The sequence below is a fragment of the Blautia caccae genome, assembly GCF_040095955.1.
Lineage (GTDB): Bacteria > Bacillota > Clostridia > Lachnospirales > Lachnospiraceae > Blautia > Blautia celeris.
The window spans coordinates 187,871-202,339 of record NZ_JBBMFP010000005.1 but is presented as its reverse complement, the minus strand read 5'-3'; the positions used below and the strand labels follow the sequence as shown (position 1 = coordinate 202,339).

Annotated in this window: 12 protein-coding genes and 1 tRNA gene; 3 read left to right on the top strand and 10 right to left on the bottom strand. The window is 47.8% G+C overall.

All coding sequences use genetic code 11. The features are described 5' to 3' along the window. Position 1: 1 nt before the first annotated feature. From WMO65_RS07600 to WMO65_RS07555, 10 genes are all read right to left on the bottom strand, one after another. Complete coding sequence (locus WMO65_RS07600) at positions 2 to 1,138, bottom strand: ABC transporter ATP-binding protein (RefSeq protein ID WP_225305295.1); 1,137 nt, start codon at positions 1,136 to 1,138, stop codon at positions 2 to 4. Between the two features lie 273 nt (positions 1,139 to 1,411). Continuing rightward, positions 1,412 to 1,484: transfer RNA gene (locus WMO65_RS07595), tRNA-Thr, on the bottom strand. A gap of 46 nt (positions 1,485 to 1,530) precedes the next feature. Continuing rightward, positions 1,531 to 1,938: a zinc ribbon domain-containing protein gene (locus WMO65_RS07590; protein WP_033143478.1), complete on the bottom strand. Its 408-nt coding sequence runs from the start codon at positions 1,936 to 1,938 to the stop codon at positions 1,531 to 1,533. Positions 1,939 to 1,943: 5 nt separating this feature from the next. Next, positions 1,944 to 2,468, bottom strand: coding sequence for a flavodoxin family protein BilS (bilS, locus tag WMO65_RS07585; RefSeq protein ID WP_033143479.1), 525 nt, complete (start codon positions 2,466 to 2,468; stop codon positions 1,944 to 1,946). An 82-nt stretch (positions 2,469 to 2,550) separates the two neighbouring features. After that, the gene (locus WMO65_RS07580) at positions 2,551 to 3,639 is read right to left on the bottom strand and encodes an oxidoreductase (RefSeq protein WP_148392932.1); all 1,089 of its coding nucleotides are present in this window, start codon (positions 3,637 to 3,639) and stop codon (positions 2,551 to 2,553) included. A 65-nt stretch (positions 3,640 to 3,704) separates the two neighbouring features. Beyond that, the gene (locus WMO65_RS07575) at positions 3,705 to 4,403 is read right to left on the bottom strand and encodes a GerMN domain-containing protein (protein WP_148392933.1); all 699 of its coding nucleotides are present in this window, start codon (positions 4,401 to 4,403) and stop codon (positions 3,705 to 3,707) included. Continuing rightward, on the bottom strand, positions 4,400 to 5,287 hold the full coding sequence (locus WMO65_RS07570) for a mechanosensitive ion channel family protein (protein WP_103731890.1): 888 nt from the start codon (positions 5,285 to 5,287) through the stop codon (positions 4,400 to 4,402). Before WMO65_RS07570 ends, WMO65_RS07575 begins: the two co-directional genes overlap by 4 nt. An 11-nt stretch (positions 5,288 to 5,298) precedes the next feature. Beyond that, on the bottom strand, positions 5,299 to 8,523 hold the full coding sequence (gene glgB / locus WMO65_RS07565) for a 1,4-alpha-glucan branching protein GlgB (protein ID WP_148392934.1): 3,225 nt from the start codon (positions 8,521 to 8,523) through the stop codon (positions 5,299 to 5,301). Positions 8,524 to 8,673: 150 nt separating this feature from the next. Beyond that, on the bottom strand, positions 8,674 to 10,167 hold the full coding sequence (locus WMO65_RS07560) for an IMP dehydrogenase (RefSeq protein WP_054352366.1): 1,494 nt from the start codon (positions 10,165 to 10,167) through the stop codon (positions 8,674 to 8,676). Between the two features lie 277 nt (positions 10,168 to 10,444). After that, on the bottom strand, positions 10,445 to 11,026 hold the full coding sequence (locus WMO65_RS07555; protein WP_054352365.1) for a LysE family transporter: 582 nt from the start codon (positions 11,024 to 11,026) through the stop codon (positions 10,445 to 10,447). Between the two features lie 255 nt (positions 11,027 to 11,281). Here WMO65_RS07555 and WMO65_RS07550 point away from each other — a divergent pair, with 255 nt between their 5' ends. The 3 genes from WMO65_RS07550 to WMO65_RS07540 all read left to right on the top strand — a co-directional run bounded on the left by WMO65_RS07550 (position 11,282) and on the right by WMO65_RS07540 (position 14,469). Beyond that, positions 11,282 to 11,833 (top strand): helix-turn-helix domain-containing protein, encoded by a 552-nt coding sequence (locus tag WMO65_RS07550; RefSeq protein ID WP_148392935.1) that lies wholly within the window; start codon positions 11,282 to 11,284, stop codon positions 11,831 to 11,833. Between the two features lie 285 nt (positions 11,834 to 12,118). Next, positions 12,119 to 12,598: an NADH-quinone oxidoreductase subunit NuoE family protein gene (locus WMO65_RS07545; RefSeq protein ID WP_033143487.1), complete on the top strand. Its 480-nt coding sequence runs from the start codon at positions 12,119 to 12,121 to the stop codon at positions 12,596 to 12,598. Next, on the top strand, positions 12,595 to 14,469 hold the full coding sequence (locus WMO65_RS07540) for an NADH-ubiquinone oxidoreductase-F iron-sulfur binding region domain-containing protein (RefSeq protein ID WP_148392936.1): 1,875 nt from the start codon (positions 12,595 to 12,597) through the stop codon (positions 14,467 to 14,469). The genes WMO65_RS07545 and WMO65_RS07540 overlap by 4 nt, the downstream gene beginning before the upstream one ends.

Below are 14,469 nucleotides of genomic sequence, written 5' to 3'. Positions count from 1 at the left end.
CTCACGCCTCCTGTGTATCTTCCAGATCCACGAAGACAGCGTGCTGCGGCTCCCATCCCACACAGACCTTCTGGTCCACCGTCAGATCTGTATCTATGCCGTAATGGCTGGCAACCACTTCCCTGCCGTCCTCCAGTTTAAAGGCCATGTGGAGCTGTCCTGCATTAAAGGATTTATCGGTTATCACTGCAGGAAGACCTTTTTTACACTCGCGGCAGACTTTGATATTTTCCCTTCTCACAGCCACCACAGCCCTGCCGCCTTTTTTCAGGCCGTCCGCCGTCCCTGCTGTGATAAGGCAGTTGTTCACCCGGATATCCGTAAGCTCCTCCCCTATATGCTCCACAACACCGGAGATTATATTGGCATTGCCCACAAAGTCAGCCACATAGCTGGTCTTCGGGCGGTTATAGATCTCATCCGGGGTACCGATCTGTTCAAACTGACCGTCACGCATGACCACAATACGGTCTGACATGTTGATTGCCTCCTCCTGGTCATGTGTTATGTACAGGAAGGTAATACCCAGCTTCTTCTGAAGCCGCTTCAGCTCTGTCTGCATAGCCCTTCTGAGCTTCAGATCAAGGGCGCCCAGAGGCTCATCCAAAAGCAGGAGTTTTGGGCTGTTGATCAGGGAGCGGGCAATGGCAACCCTCTGCTTCTGCCCGCCTGACAGTTCTGATGGCATACGCTTTTCATAGCCGGAGAGCTGAACCAGATCCAGCATTTTCTTTACTTTTTCCCTGATTTCATTTTTGGGAACCTTACGGATTCTCAGGCCATAGCCGATGTTTGCCTCCACATTCATATGGGGAAACAGGGCATAATTCTGAAACACTGTATTCACATCCCTCTGATGGGGTTCCAGCATGGTCACATCCCGGCCTTCCAGAATCACCTGGCCTTTGTCCGGCATTTCCAGCCCGGCAATGATACGCAGAGTTGTGGTTTTTCCGCAGCCGGAAGCGCCTAAGAATGTGATGAATTCTCCTCTTTCTATCGAAAGGTCAATATCTTTGAGCACGTCTGTGGTCCCGAAGCTCTTGCTTATCCCCTTAAGTTCCAGTAACGTCTCTTTTCCCGCATCTGCCACTGCAGAATCCGCGGGAGTTTCTTGCAGGTGTCGTATATCGTTCATGTAGTATCCTTTTCTAATCTTAACATTGTTATTTGTTAAACTATCTCTGGTATATAATGGCACAAATGTTCGGCGTTGTCAATTCCCGGCGGGCAATTCAGATGTATTTTATCCATTTTATTCTCTGTTATTAAAAATATCGGCTGGCTGTGAGCAGTATTGGCGAATGTGTAACCCGCTGAAAAACAAAGAAAGCGTAAAGTCCTGCTATAGGACCTTGCGCTTTTAGCTCTGAAAAGACAAAGAATCCTGCATATCTGCGGGATTCTGAAAAGCTGGAAATGAGACTCGAACTCACGACCCCTTCATTACGAGTGAAGTGCTCTACCGACTGAGCTATTCCAGCTTGTGTTTCACACACAAGTGATATTATACACGATTTTGAGAAAATTTCAACTATTTTTTACAAATTCTGTCCCACATTTTGGACAGCGCACGCTTACCTTGCCTTTTCCCTTCGGAATACGAATCTTCTGCTTGCAGTTTGGGCAGGAATAAATGTGGTAATCCTTTCTCTGCTGCTGGATATACTTTTTCTGTCCGAAAAAATGGCGTACCTTGTTCTCCACAGCCAGATACTTCTGATTCTCAGCATAACGTTTCGTGAGATTTCTTGAAAACATTCTGATGTAAATAAAAACGATCAGCAGAATCTCCCAGGAAGTCAGCAGCATGGAAACATATCCATTTCTGATGAACATATTGATGACAGCACAGACCAGAAGTACGATCAGCATAAACTGGTTCAGCCTGTCTGTGCCGTAGCGTCCTGCCATAAACCTTGCAAATTTTTCTTTCATGATTCTTAATTCCCATCCTTCTCTAATGATTCATATATTTTGCTCACAAACTGTGCCGCATGCTCCAGATCATCCATATCAGGATGCAGCATGGCCATATCAAAATTCCGTATCATGGTGTCAATCTGCCTGTCATTATCCCCGTTTCTCATACGGTTGTATTTTTCCCTGACCTGAATCGGCATCTTGCCCTGGCAGATAAATGCGCCCAGATATTCATTGTCATCCTCTATGAAAACCCGGATGTTCTCCTCAATCTTCTTAAAATACTCCGGGCTTTCTCCCATTCCGCAGGTGCCGAACAATGCGATCTTCTTTCCCTGCAGGGAGCCCAGATAATCCAGCACTTCTACGCTGGCGCTTCCTCTGTCTGTCCAGAAACCGATAAAATAAATGTCCGCCATATCATAGTCTGTCTGCCCGTCCAGCCGGGCAATGTCCTTATCCGAGCCCGGAACTGCTGCAAATATGGCCTTTGCCAGCTTTTCCGTGTTGCCCGTTCTGCTCTTATACAATACCTGCGTCTTCATGTGGTATCATCCTCTCTCATTTTTACGATATATTAATAATAGCACGATGACAGACAAATAGATATTTCCTGACTCTTAAAAATTATAAATTGTCTATAAATTCCTTTTTTCTTCTCAGATTTTTCTTAAGGACTTTTCTGCCGGCACAGGTTTCCGGATTCTCGCACCACAGACAGCGCCTGCAGTGCAGACATTTCCCTGTATCCCGGCCTTCTCTGGCATCTTTAGCCCAATTATAATTCACAATGATTCCCCGTGCAATGTCGATCATATCCACATCGGTGCGCTCCAATACGTCCTGGGCCATCTGTGGGCTTGTGATACCATTTACCGCAAATACAGGAACGGACACGGCACGCTTGATCTCCGCTGCCGCGTAGATACATTTTTCATATGGAAAATCTACCGGTGCTTTCGGGTCATCTTCACCGGAAAAGCCATAGGACACATCAATAAAATCTATGCCCTCCTTTTCCAGTATCCTGGCATGCCGGATTCCGTCCTCCAGCCTTGGCTCAAATCCGCCCAGACGGATTCCCACCACAAAATCCTCCGGCACCCTTTCCCTAATGGCCCGCAGGATTTCCACTGCGAACCGTTCTCCGTGTTCCCCGTATGCATCCTGCCTGCGGTTCACCCAGCGGTTAAAAAATTCACACATCAGGTACTGATGGCATCCGTGCAGTTCCACACCGTCATAGCCTGCTTTCCAGGCACGGACTGCCGCGTCTGTAAATTCCTGCTGAATCTTATGTATTTCCTCGGTTGTCAGTTCTTTTCCTGTTTTTTTGACCCCATCTTTATAGAAGCTGTAGTCACTGGGACAGGCAAGCTCCCCATCCAGACCTGAGACACCGGCATGATGGATCTGGATAAAGATGGGGCATCCTTCCCCGTGTACTGCGTCCACGATCCGGGAAAGTCCCTGGATCTGGCCGTCCTCCCAGATGCCCAGCTGATTTTCGGCAAGCTTTCCGTTCTTATCCACACAGGTAGCCTCCTGTATGATCAGACCGGTCTGTCCTTTTGCCACATTTCTGTAATGTTCCACATTTTCCGGTGACACATAGCCGTCCCGGGAGCCCCAGGCATAGCATACCACCGGCGGAAAACAAATTCTGTTTTTTATCTGCACATTTTTTATCTGTAATGGTTCAAATAGTTTTTTCATAGCCAACCACTCCCATCCAATCTGAAAATGCAGCAGCCGGAATATACCCGGCGCTGCACCTGTAGTTACTGATAATCCATATGTGTCATATAGCCCTCATAAACCTCGTGGCCTGTCTCCAGTGTACCACCGTCCACGGTAATCTGGATTGCTTCCGCCTGAAAGGTGTCCAGAAAAGAATTGACCACTGCACCAATGGTAAGAATCTCTCCGGCAGTCCCCATGGAACGGACACTGTCTTTAAAATTGGAGGACAGATCCAGTTTCAGGACATACTGCCCCTCCTCCTCTGTCTCCTCAAAATTCTGGACTGTAATGCTGTCCGTCAGAACGCCGGCGCCCACAAGCTGGCCAATCAGGGCATCTGCTGTCACCTGCGCGATCTCTACCTGATTGACATTCCAGCCCTCTGCATTGTCATCGGGAACATAGATAAAAGCCTGGCCTGCCTGGACCGGGGTGTTCTCCTCCTCAGGTTCCTGTGTATCAGCACTGTTCTTATCCGCATCTTTTTCTGTGTCTTTCTTTGCTGTCTCATCCGGATTCTCTTTTGCTTCCGTTTTTTCTTTCTTATCTGTCTTGGTGTCCTCTTTTTTTGACTCCTTATCTGAGGTTTCTTTGTTTTCCTGGCCGCTGTCCTTTTGCTCTTCTTTTGCCTCTGTCTGGGTTTTCGCGTCTGTATCCTTGGCATTGCTGCATCCGGCCGCGCCAAATATCAGGACAGCGCCCAGCAGGATGGCAAGACATAATTTTCTGTGTTTCATAGGCTGCGCTCCTCTCTGCCGAAAGTTTCCGGCAATCCGGACTTGATATGCACATCAAGCTGCGGATATGGAATATCAATGTCTTCCTCGTCAAATGTCAGTTTAATCTCCTCGTTCAGCCTCCATTTTGCAGGCCAGTAGTCTTCTGTCTTCACCCATGCCCGGAGTCCCAGGATCACACCGTCATCTGCCAGTTCATCCACAAACACCAGCATCTCCTGCTCCGACATAATGGCAGGATCTGCATGGAGCAGCGTTTCCAGTATTCCTTTAGCCTTTTTCAGATCCGACTGGTAGCCGATCATCACCTTGATCTCCAGTTTCCGCTTGTCCTGAGATGTCACATTCACAATGCTGGAATTGGTAATGTTTCCGTTTGGTATGGTAATCCTTCTGTTGTCCACGGTAGAGAGTGTGGTATAAAACAGATCAATTTTCACCACGGTCCCTTCCTGGCTGTTGGTGTTCTCTATAATGTAGTCTCCCACTGTAAAGGGCCTTAGAAGCATAATGATCACTCCGCCTGCCAGGTTTGACAGACCGCCCTGCAGTGCCAGACCAATCGCTACACCTCCGGATGCCAGTAATGCCGCAATGGAGGATTCCTTGATTCCAAAACGGACCGCAATACTTACGATCAGCAGGAAATACAGGGCCGTTTTTACAAAAGAAGTCAAAAACTGGATCACGCCGGTGTCCGCACCTGCTTTGTTCATGGCTGCCCGTATAAAGGCACATATCTTGACGATCACCTTGCTGGCTATAAAATAGATGACGATCGCCAGGATCACTTTCCATGCGAAAGCTTCCACAGCGGGAATCTGGGCACTGATGTGGTTCCAGATTTTTTCTAGGTTAATGCTTTTTGCCAAAATTCCTGTCATTTAGTTCATCCTTATTTTTTTCCGGTCGTCTTTCTCGTTGTTCCCTTTTTGGAAGCTGTTTTTCCGGCTTCCGGTTTTGCTGCTATTTTCTCGGCCTCTGGCTTTGCTGTTATCTTTTCAGCTTCCGGCTTGGCTTCTATCTTCTCCGCTTCCGGTTTTGCTTCTATCTTTTCAGCTTCCGGCTTCGCTTCTATCTTCTCTGCATCCGGCTTTGCCGCTATCTTTTTAGCTTCCGGCTTCGCTTCTATCTTCTCCGCGTCCGGCTTTGCCTCTATCTTTTTAGCTTCCGGCCTCGCTTCTATCTTCTCCGCGTCCGGCTTTGCCTCTATCTTTTTAGCGTCTGGCTTTGCCTCTATTTTTTCAGCTTCCGGCTTTGCTGCTATCTTTTTAGCGTCTGGCTTTGCCTCTATCTTTTCAGCTTCCGGCTTTGCCTCTATCTTTTTAGCGTCTGGCTTTGCCTCTATCTTTTTAGCATCCGGCTTTGCCTCTATCTTCTCATTCTCCGGCTTTGCCATGGTTTTTTCAGCTTCCGCTTTCACTTCTACTTTCTCAGCCGCTGTCCCGGCTGCAGCTTTTTTAGCCTTAGCCCCGGCTGCCTTCTCTGTTCCCGTTTTGGCTGCCGCCTTTTTTGCTCTTGTTCCTGCGGTCTTCTTGGATGCTGTTTTTTTAGCCCCGGCTTTTGCTGTCAGCGCCTTGTCGTTCTTTCCTGCCTCAGCCTTACTGCTCTTTGCATTCGTCCCGGTGTTTTCCGCCTCGGCGCCTGTTCCTGTCTCCTTTTTGGATACCGCATCCGCTTTGACAGCCTCTGCCGCCGCCGCGATACTCAGCGCCTGCTGCTCCAGCTCCTTTTTACGCTCTTCTTCGATCTTCTGCTCTAACTCTGCCCGGACTTTTGAAACTGCAGGATTTTCCCGGCTCTCAGCAGCCTTTTCTGCTCTGGCAGCCCTGGTTTTACCCTTTTCCGCAGATTTTGCAGACGTTGTCTCCTTCACGGTTTTCTTTGCACCGGTCTTTGCTGTCGTCTTTTTCTCCTCTTTTATGTAGGAGAATATCTGTACAGACAACGGCGCAACATCAATAACGATAGAATTCTTTCTCTCGTCATGCTCTGCCCGTTTGGAGGATTTTGCTCTGGCATTTCTCACGCCGGTTCCGCCGAATTCTGCGGCATCACTGTTGAAGATTTCTTTATATTTGCCCGGATACGGAACGCCCATCTGGTATTTTTCGTACGAAAGAGGTGAGAAATTGCACACGATCACCAGCAGCTCCTCTTTCTTTTTCGTCTTCCTGATAAAGGTCAGCATATTTTTCTCGGATTCCATGTGGTTGATCCACTCAAATCCCTCTGTATCGTAATCCATCTCATACAGAGCCGGCTGTTCCTTATAGAAGTTCCAGAGTGCCTTCACATAATTTTTAAACTGCTGATGATCCGGCTGTTCCAGAAGCTCCCAGTCAAGGCTTCTCTCCTCAGACCACTCTCTCTCCTGGGCAAACTCCTGTCCCATGAACAACAGCTTCTTGCCGGGATGAACAGCCATAAATCCATAGGCAGCACGGAGATTCGCGAACTTCTGCTCCTTGTCACCCGGCATTTTCATAAGAAGGGAGCCTTTTAAATGCACCACCTCATCGTGTGACAGACTTAAAAGGAACTTTTCACTGTAGGCATACACCATACTGAATGTAAGCTCATCGTGGGCACCGCCTCTGAACAGCGGATCCTTTTTCATATAGTCAATAAAGTCATTCATCCAGCCCATATTCCACTTCATATCAAAGCCCAGGCCGTCATCCTCAATGCTGCCCGTGATCTTAGGCCATGCCGTGGATTCCTCTGCTATGAGAAGTGCATCCGGATGTCTCTTCTTAAAAATGGAATTCAAATGTTTTAAAAATTCTATGGCTTCCAGATTCTCATTGCCGCCGTAAATGTTTGGAACCCATTCACCGTCATTCTTTCCGTAATCCAGATACAGCATGGAAGCCACCGCGTCCATACGGATACCATCTGCATGGAATTTCTCTACCCAGAAAAGTGCATTGGAAATAAGGAAATTTCTAACCTGCGGCCTTCCGTAATTGTAGATCAGTGTTCCCCAATGGGGATGCATACCCTGTCTCGGGTCTAAATGCTCATACAGACAGGTGCCGTCAAAATTCGGAAGTCCCGGGGTATCTTTCGGAAAATGTGCCGGTACCCAGTCAAGGATCACACCGATGCCCTGCTGATGCAGATAATCCATGAAATACATAAAATCCTCACAGGTGCCGTATCTGCTGGTAGGCGCATAATATCCTGTCACCTGATATCCCCAGGAGGCGTCAAAGGGATGTTCCATAACCGGCATAAGCTCCACATGTGTGTAACCCATATCCTTTAAATACTCAGCAAGCTTTGGCGCGATATCCCGGTAATTACAGAACAGTTTTCCCTCTTCCTCAGGTTTTATCCAGGAACCGAGATGCATCTCATAGACCAGCATGGGCTTCTTCTCGTCATTGACACGTTTCCTGTCTTTTAACCACTGGTCATCCTGCCAACGGTAATGGTTCAGATCTGCTACTATGGAGGCTGTTTTCGGACGCAGCTCCGCCTGGTTTCCGTAGGGATCTGCCTTTAAGTATACCAGGGAACCTTTTGCCTTGATCTCATATTTATATAAGGCGCCCGGTTTGATCCCGGGTATAAATATCTCAAAAATCCCTGACACAGCCAGGCGGTTCATCTGATGCGCCCTGCCATCCCAGTGGTTAAAATCACCAACCACGGAAACACGAATCGCATTCGGTGCCCAGACTGCAAAATACACACCGGACACACCATTGATCGTCATGGTATGCGCGCCCAGTTTTTCATAGATATCATAACAGATGCCTGCACAGAACTGCTGTTCCTCGTCAAGGCTGATTTTAGATGTAAAAGCATAGGGATCATAAAACTGTTTTTTGTTTCCTTCCCCATCCTGGATTTCCACTTTATATTTCGGTATTTTATTTCCCGGAATCAGCACAGCGAAAAAGCCTGCCTCATCCTCCATGACCATATCGTAAGTCTCTTTTTCCTTTGTGAGCAGAATTCTTGCCTGCACAGCGCCCGGCACAAAACACTGGATCAAAATACCGTCTTCTGTCACTCTCGGTCCCAAAATACGGCGCGGTTCGCTTTCCTCAGAATATACAACAGCCTCTATTTCCGGCCAATCCATCAATTCATATAATTTGTCAGACATAAAACACCCTCCTTTTGTTACATTTTATCATTAAAGCGTTAAAAAGTAAACCTTGGATGAAAACGGCGCGCGATACCAGAAAAAAACAGATTCCGCAAAAGCAGGTTCCGTCATCAGAACCCCCTCTTTTACAGAATCTGTCTCATAAATTTATCTCTGATCCCGCAGCAACACATCATGTGCGCCGCCCTCAACAATACTTGTAGCGGAAACCAGCGTGATCTTAGCTTTTTCCTGCAGCTCCGGAATGGTGAGTGCTCCGCAGTTGCACATAGTAGAGCGGACCTTGCTCAGAGTCAGGTTTACATTATCCTTCAGACTTCCTGCATAGGGTACCAGAGAATCCACACCTTCCTCAAAAGAAAGTTTTTTCTCGCCTCCCATATCATACCGCTGCCAGTTTCTGGCCCGCGCGCTGCCCTCACCCCAGTATTCCTTCATATAGCTGCCGTTGATATTAACCTTCTTGGTAGGGCTTTCGTCAAATCTGGCAAAATACCTTCCCAGCATAATAAAGTCAGCACCCATAGCCAGCGCCAGGGTAATATGATAATCGTGGACGATTCCGCCGTCAGAGCAGATGGGAATATAGATTCCCGTCTCTTCAAAATACGCATCCCTGGCCTTTGCCACCTCAATCAATGCAGTGGCCTGTCCTCTGCCGATGCCTTTCTGTTCGCGGGTAATACAGATAGCACCGCCGCCGATTCCCACCTTGACAAAGTCAGCCCCTGCCTCAGCCAGGAAGCGGAATCCTTCCGCATCCACCACATTTCCGGCACCTACCTTTACATCATTTCCATAATTTTTCCTGATATAGTCAATCGTGATCTTCTGCCACTCTGAAAAGCCTTCCGAGCTGTCAATACACAGGATATCGGCTCCCGCCCCGATCAGTGCCGGAACACGCGTCTCGTAATCCCTGGTGTTGATTCCTGCCCCTACCATGTAGCGCTTATGGCTGTCGATCAGTTCATTTTCATTTTTCTTATGTGTATCGTAATCCTTCCTGAAAACAAGATACACCAGTTCCCGGTTCTTATTCACAAGAGGCAGACAGTTTATCTTGTGCTCCCAGATGATATCATTGGCCTCCTTCAGAGTCGTCTCCTCGTCTGCATATACAAGGTCGTCCAGTTTTGTCATAAATTCTTTTACCTTTAAGTCCAGGTTCATGCGGCTTACCCGGTAATCCTTATTGGTGACAATGCCGAGCAGCTTTCCCCCCGGTGAACCATCCTCCGTGACAGCTATGGTAGAGTGGCCCGTCTGTTCCGTAAGACGAAGCACATCCTGAAGGGTCATCTCCGGCGACACGTTAGAGTCACTGACCACGAAACCGGCACGGTAACGTTTTACCTTTTCCACCATCTCCGCCTGCTTTTCAACCGGCTGGGAACCGTAGATAAAGGAAATACCGCCCTCCTGGGCAAGGGCTACGGCCAGATTGTCATCTGAGACAGACTGCATGATCGCAGAGACCATGGGAATGTTGATAGTCAGTGCCGGTTCCTCCCCTTTTTTGTATTTCACCAGAGGTGTTTTCAGATCCACTTTGGACGGCACACAATGTGTGGACGAATACCCCGGAATCAGAAGATATTCGCTAAATGTTCTGGACGGCTCCTCATAATAAAATGCCATGTCAATTCTCCTTTTCTGACTGCTGGTTTTCCAACTGCAATTCGTATTTCGTTACCTTTTCAAAAATCCTGCGGCTTCCCGGCGCCTGGGAATGCCCAAAGGGTAACTGGTTATGTTTGATACTAGCACAGGCAGTTCTTCTTTGTCAATGAAAACAGGCGCACTCTTTTCCCTCCGTCCGGTGCCCCTGCCACACTGCATTTTGCCGCTCCGTTTTAACCTTTTCGCATCTCTTCCTCTTCACGGATATTTGCTCATGGGGGCCACGGACAAAGGATCAAAGAAACAAAGAAACAGCGCAGTAAATAAGTAAAAGAGCCATAACAGCGTTTACCAGCTTCGTATGTCTGGAGAAGAATTTACAAAATGCCGCCCCGAAAAGCGCCCATATAAAAGAACCGGAAGCACCGATCAGAGACAGTACGGCAGTAAATCCGGCCAGTGCCGTGCCGGAATGATAAACCGGCAGGATATAAAGCGACATTGCCGTGATTGCGTAAATGTAAATTTTAGGATTGATAAATTGCAGTACCATGCCGGAAATAAAACCAGCCTCCTTCCCGCCTTCCGTATTTACCTCCGCAGAACTCTTCCAGACCTTCCATGCAAGGTACAGCATATAAGCAGCGCCCAGGATCTGCATGACCATCTTGACCTTAGGAAGAAAGGAATAGAGTGTTGCGCTGAAGACGGTGCAAACAGACATAACGACTGCAAATCCGGCCAGTATGCCCAAGTTAAAGCGAATGCTTCGGCGAAATCCCAGCCGTATGGCATTACTCATGGAAAGCAGATTGTTGGCACCCGGTGTGTAAGCCGTAATAAAACAATAAATCAGAAAATCGTATAAACGGAACATAATGCATCCTTTCTATTGCTCATTCCTACCGTATGTCCGCAGAAGAACCTCACAGCATTTTGAGCAGTCACCTTTGTTGTATTCTTTGAACATTTCACCTTCTTCTTCAAGATTTAGAATCATAGACATATCTCCTTTCCTCTTTACAAGCCCAAGCTGAAATCGTATAATGATACAAAACAGTTATTATATCGCACTGGTACGATATAATAATACATCATGTGCATTATATTGTCAAGAGAGGAGAACCATATCATGGATTCAATGAATACAATAGTTGCTAAAAATATTAAACGATTGCGTGAAGAAAAGAAATTAAGCATGGAAGAGCTTGCGAAATTAAGCGGTGTCAGTAAGAGTATGCTTGCGCAGATCGAACGCGGTGACGGAAACCCGACGCTTTCTACATTATGGAAAATTTCAAATGGAATGAAAGTACCCTTTGACGCATTGACCGTTCGCCCAAAGAGTCCATATGAGATCGTAAAAACATCCGAAGTGCAGCCATTGCTTGAAGATGACGGAAAAGTAAAAAACTACTCCCTTTTCCCGGATAACGAGAACCGCAGATTTGCAGTCTATTATCTGGAATTAGACGAGGGGAGTTATTGGGAATCCGAACCGCACTTAAAGGGAACCACTGAATTTATCACTGTCTTCTCGGGCAAAATCGAAATTCATGCTGACAGCCAGAGATTTATGGTCGAAAAGGGCGAAAGCATACGATTTAGGGCCGATACTGTCCATTCCTATAAAAATACCGGCAATGAGACCGCAATACTGCATATGATCCTTTTTAATCCCTGACGGAGCAGCCTGAAAGACATTCCGTATTTGGATCATCCGAACATCCTGCCGCTGCAAAATATAAAATATGCGCTGACGCGGATATTACCATTAACCAATTTGTATATTTTCATGTTTTTTTCAAAATATTTATTGTGTATTTCCTCCCGGCATTATATAATTAGGGGAACAGGTATATGTGCAAAAATACCCAAAGCACATGCGGAAGTGTACTGTAGGCAACAGAAATCACCTGCGGTGAATTTACTGTTGTCATGAATGATTAAATCTAAAGGAGGTATCTGAATGCTTGACAAGAGCTACTACCAGAAGACGGACGAAATCATCAGCCATTACGGCCGCAAGCCAAGTGCACTGATTCCCATCATGCAGGACATTCAGGCAGAATACCGTTATCTGCCAGGCGAACTACTGACCTACGTGGCAAAAGAGATTGGGGTAAAAGAGGCCAAAGCCTACAGTGTTGCCACATTTTACGAAAACTTTTCCTTTGAACCCAAGGGAAAATACATTATCAAAGTCTGTGACGGAACTGCCTGCCATGTCCGCAAATCCATGCCCATTCTGGAAGCCCTTCAAAAAGAGCTGGGCCTGAGCAAGAAAAAACATACCACAGACGATATGCTTTTCACTGTGGAGACCGTTTCCTGCCTGGGTGCCTGCGGGCTGGCTCCTACACTCACCGTGAACAATGAAGTACACCCGACTATGACGCCGGAAAAAGCATTGGAATTACTCACAGAATTGAGAGGTGATAGCGTATGATTATCGAAAACAGAGAGGCTCTGAAAAGAGAGCAGGAGGCTGCACAAAAACAGATTGATTCTTATGAATGCCGTATCCTGATCTGCGCCGGAACCGGCTGTGTTGCTACCGGCTCACAGAAAATCTACGAAAAAATGCAGGAACTCTGTAAAGACATGCCCGGTGTTTCCGTAGAATTTGACGGCCATGTTCCTCACATCGGAGTTGTGAAGACAGGCTGCCAGGGCATCTGCGAACTGGGACCCCTGATGAGAATCGAGCCCCTGCATTATCAATATGTAAAGGTTCAGATGGATGACTGTGAAGAGATCTTCAAACGCACAGTCCTGAACAAAGAACCTGTGGAACGCCTGTTCTACAAAAAAGGCGAGGACTCCTTCCCCACACCGGATGACATCCCCTTCATTGCAAAGCAGACCAGGATCACTCTGGAAAACTGCGGACGTTTCGACGCGGAGTCTCTGGACGAATACATAGCTTCCGGCGGTTACAATGCCCTGTCAAAAGCCATCTTTGACATGTCCCCGAGAGATGTCATCGAAGAAGTGGACAAATCCGGCCTGCGCGGAAGAGGCGGCGGCGGATTCCCCACTGGAAAGAAATGGAAACAGGTAGCTGCCCACACAGATGTAAAAGAACACTATGTTGTCTGTAACGGCGACGAGGGTGACCCGGGCGCATTCATGGATGGAAGCGTTATGGAAGGTGACCCCTACCGTCTGATCGAAGGTATGACCATAGCCGCCTATGCAGTGAATGCACAGGACGGTTATATCTATGTACGTGCGGAATACCCCCTCTCTGTAGAGCGGCTCACCCACGCCATTGCACAGGCTGAGGAAAAGGGCCTGCTCGGAGATAACATTCTGGGAACAGATTTCTGCTTCCATATGCATATCAACCGCGGTGCCGGTGCATTCGTCTGCGGTGAAGGTTCTGCCCTGACCGCTTCCATCGAAGGTGACAGAGGTATGCCCCGTGTTAAACCGCCAAGAACCGTAGACCAGGGACTCTGGGCCAAACCCACAGTCCTGAACAATGTGGAGACCTTCGCCAATGTGCCCGGTATCGTCATGAAGGGTGCTGACTGGTTCCGCACCATCGGAACAGAGGGAAGTCCCGGAACGAAGACCTTCTCCATCACCGGCTCCATTGAGAACACAGGCCTCATTGAGGTTCCCATGGGAACTACCCTGCGCGAGATGATCTATGATATCGGCGGCGGCATCAAGGGAGGCGGAGAATTCAAAGCCGTACAGATCGGCGGTCCCTCCGGCGGATGTCTTACGGCGGAGCATCTGGATGTAGGTCTGGATTTTGACAGTGTAAAAAAATACGATGCCATCATGGGTTCCGGCGGACTGGTTGTCATGGACGAGAACACCTGTATGGTAGAGGTTGCCCGTTTCTTCATGAGCTTTACCCAGAGGGAATCCTGCGGAAAGTGTGTTCCCTGCCGTGAAGGAACCAAACGTATGCTGGAGATCCTGGAACGCATCGTAGACGGCAAAGGCGTCATCGAGGATCTGGATACCCTGGAAGAGCTGGCAGCCATGGTTAAGAATATGGCTCTGTGCGGACTCGGAAAGAGTGCTCCGCTTCCTGTTATCAGCACATTAAAGACCTTCCGAAATGAGTATGAGGAGCACATTTTAGACCACAAATGCGCTGCCAAATGCTGTACTGCTATGCGCCGCTTTGTCATCAATCCTGAGTTCTGTAAAGGCTGCGGTAAATGTGCCAAGAACTGCCCGGTTGGTGCCATCACCGGTGTGCGTAAGCAAGCTTATAATATTGACAACGAATTGTGTATCAAGTGCGGTGCCTGCAAAGACAACTGTGCCTTTGATGCCATTTACGTGGAAGCATAG

Coding starts and splice junctions, on each gene's coding strand:
- bilS (WP_033143479.1), bottom strand. CDS start 2,468: ATGAAGACGCAGGTATTGTATAAGAGCAGAACGGGCAACACGGAAAAG.
- WMO65_RS07575 (WP_148392933.1), bottom strand. CDS start 4,403: ATGAAACACAGAAAATTATGTCTTGCCATCCTGCTGGGCGCTGTCCTG.
- WMO65_RS07545 (WP_033143487.1), top strand. CDS start 12,119: ATGCTTGACAAGAGCTACTACCAGAAGACGGACGAAATCATCAGCCAT.
- WMO65_RS07600 (WP_225305295.1), bottom strand. CDS start 1,138: ATGAACGATATACGACACCTGCAAGAAACTCCCGCGGATTCTGCAGTG.
- WMO65_RS07590 (WP_033143478.1), bottom strand. CDS start 1,938: ATGAAAGAAAAATTTGCAAGGTTTATGGCAGGACGCTACGGCACAGAC.
- glgB (WP_148392934.1), bottom strand. CDS start 8,523: ATGTCTGACAAATTATATGAATTGATGGATTGGCCGGAAATAGAGGCT.
- WMO65_RS07550 (WP_148392935.1), top strand. CDS start 11,282: ATGGATTCAATGAATACAATAGTTGCTAAAAATATTAAACGATTGCGT.
- WMO65_RS07560 (WP_054352366.1), bottom strand. CDS start 10,167: ATGGCATTTTATTATGAGGAGCCGTCCAGAACATTTAGCGAATATCTT.
- WMO65_RS07580 (WP_148392932.1), bottom strand. CDS start 3,639: ATGAAAAAACTATTTGAACCATTACAGATAAAAAATGTGCAGATAAAA.
- WMO65_RS07540 (WP_148392936.1), top strand. CDS start 12,595: ATGATTATCGAAAACAGAGAGGCTCTGAAAAGAGAGCAGGAGGCTGCA.
- WMO65_RS07555 (WP_054352365.1), bottom strand. CDS start 11,026: ATGTTCCGTTTATACGATTTTCTGATTTATTGTTTTATTACGGCTTAC.
- WMO65_RS07570 (WP_103731890.1), bottom strand. CDS start 5,287: ATGACAGGAATTTTGGCAAAAAGCATTAACCTAGAAAAAATCTGGAAC.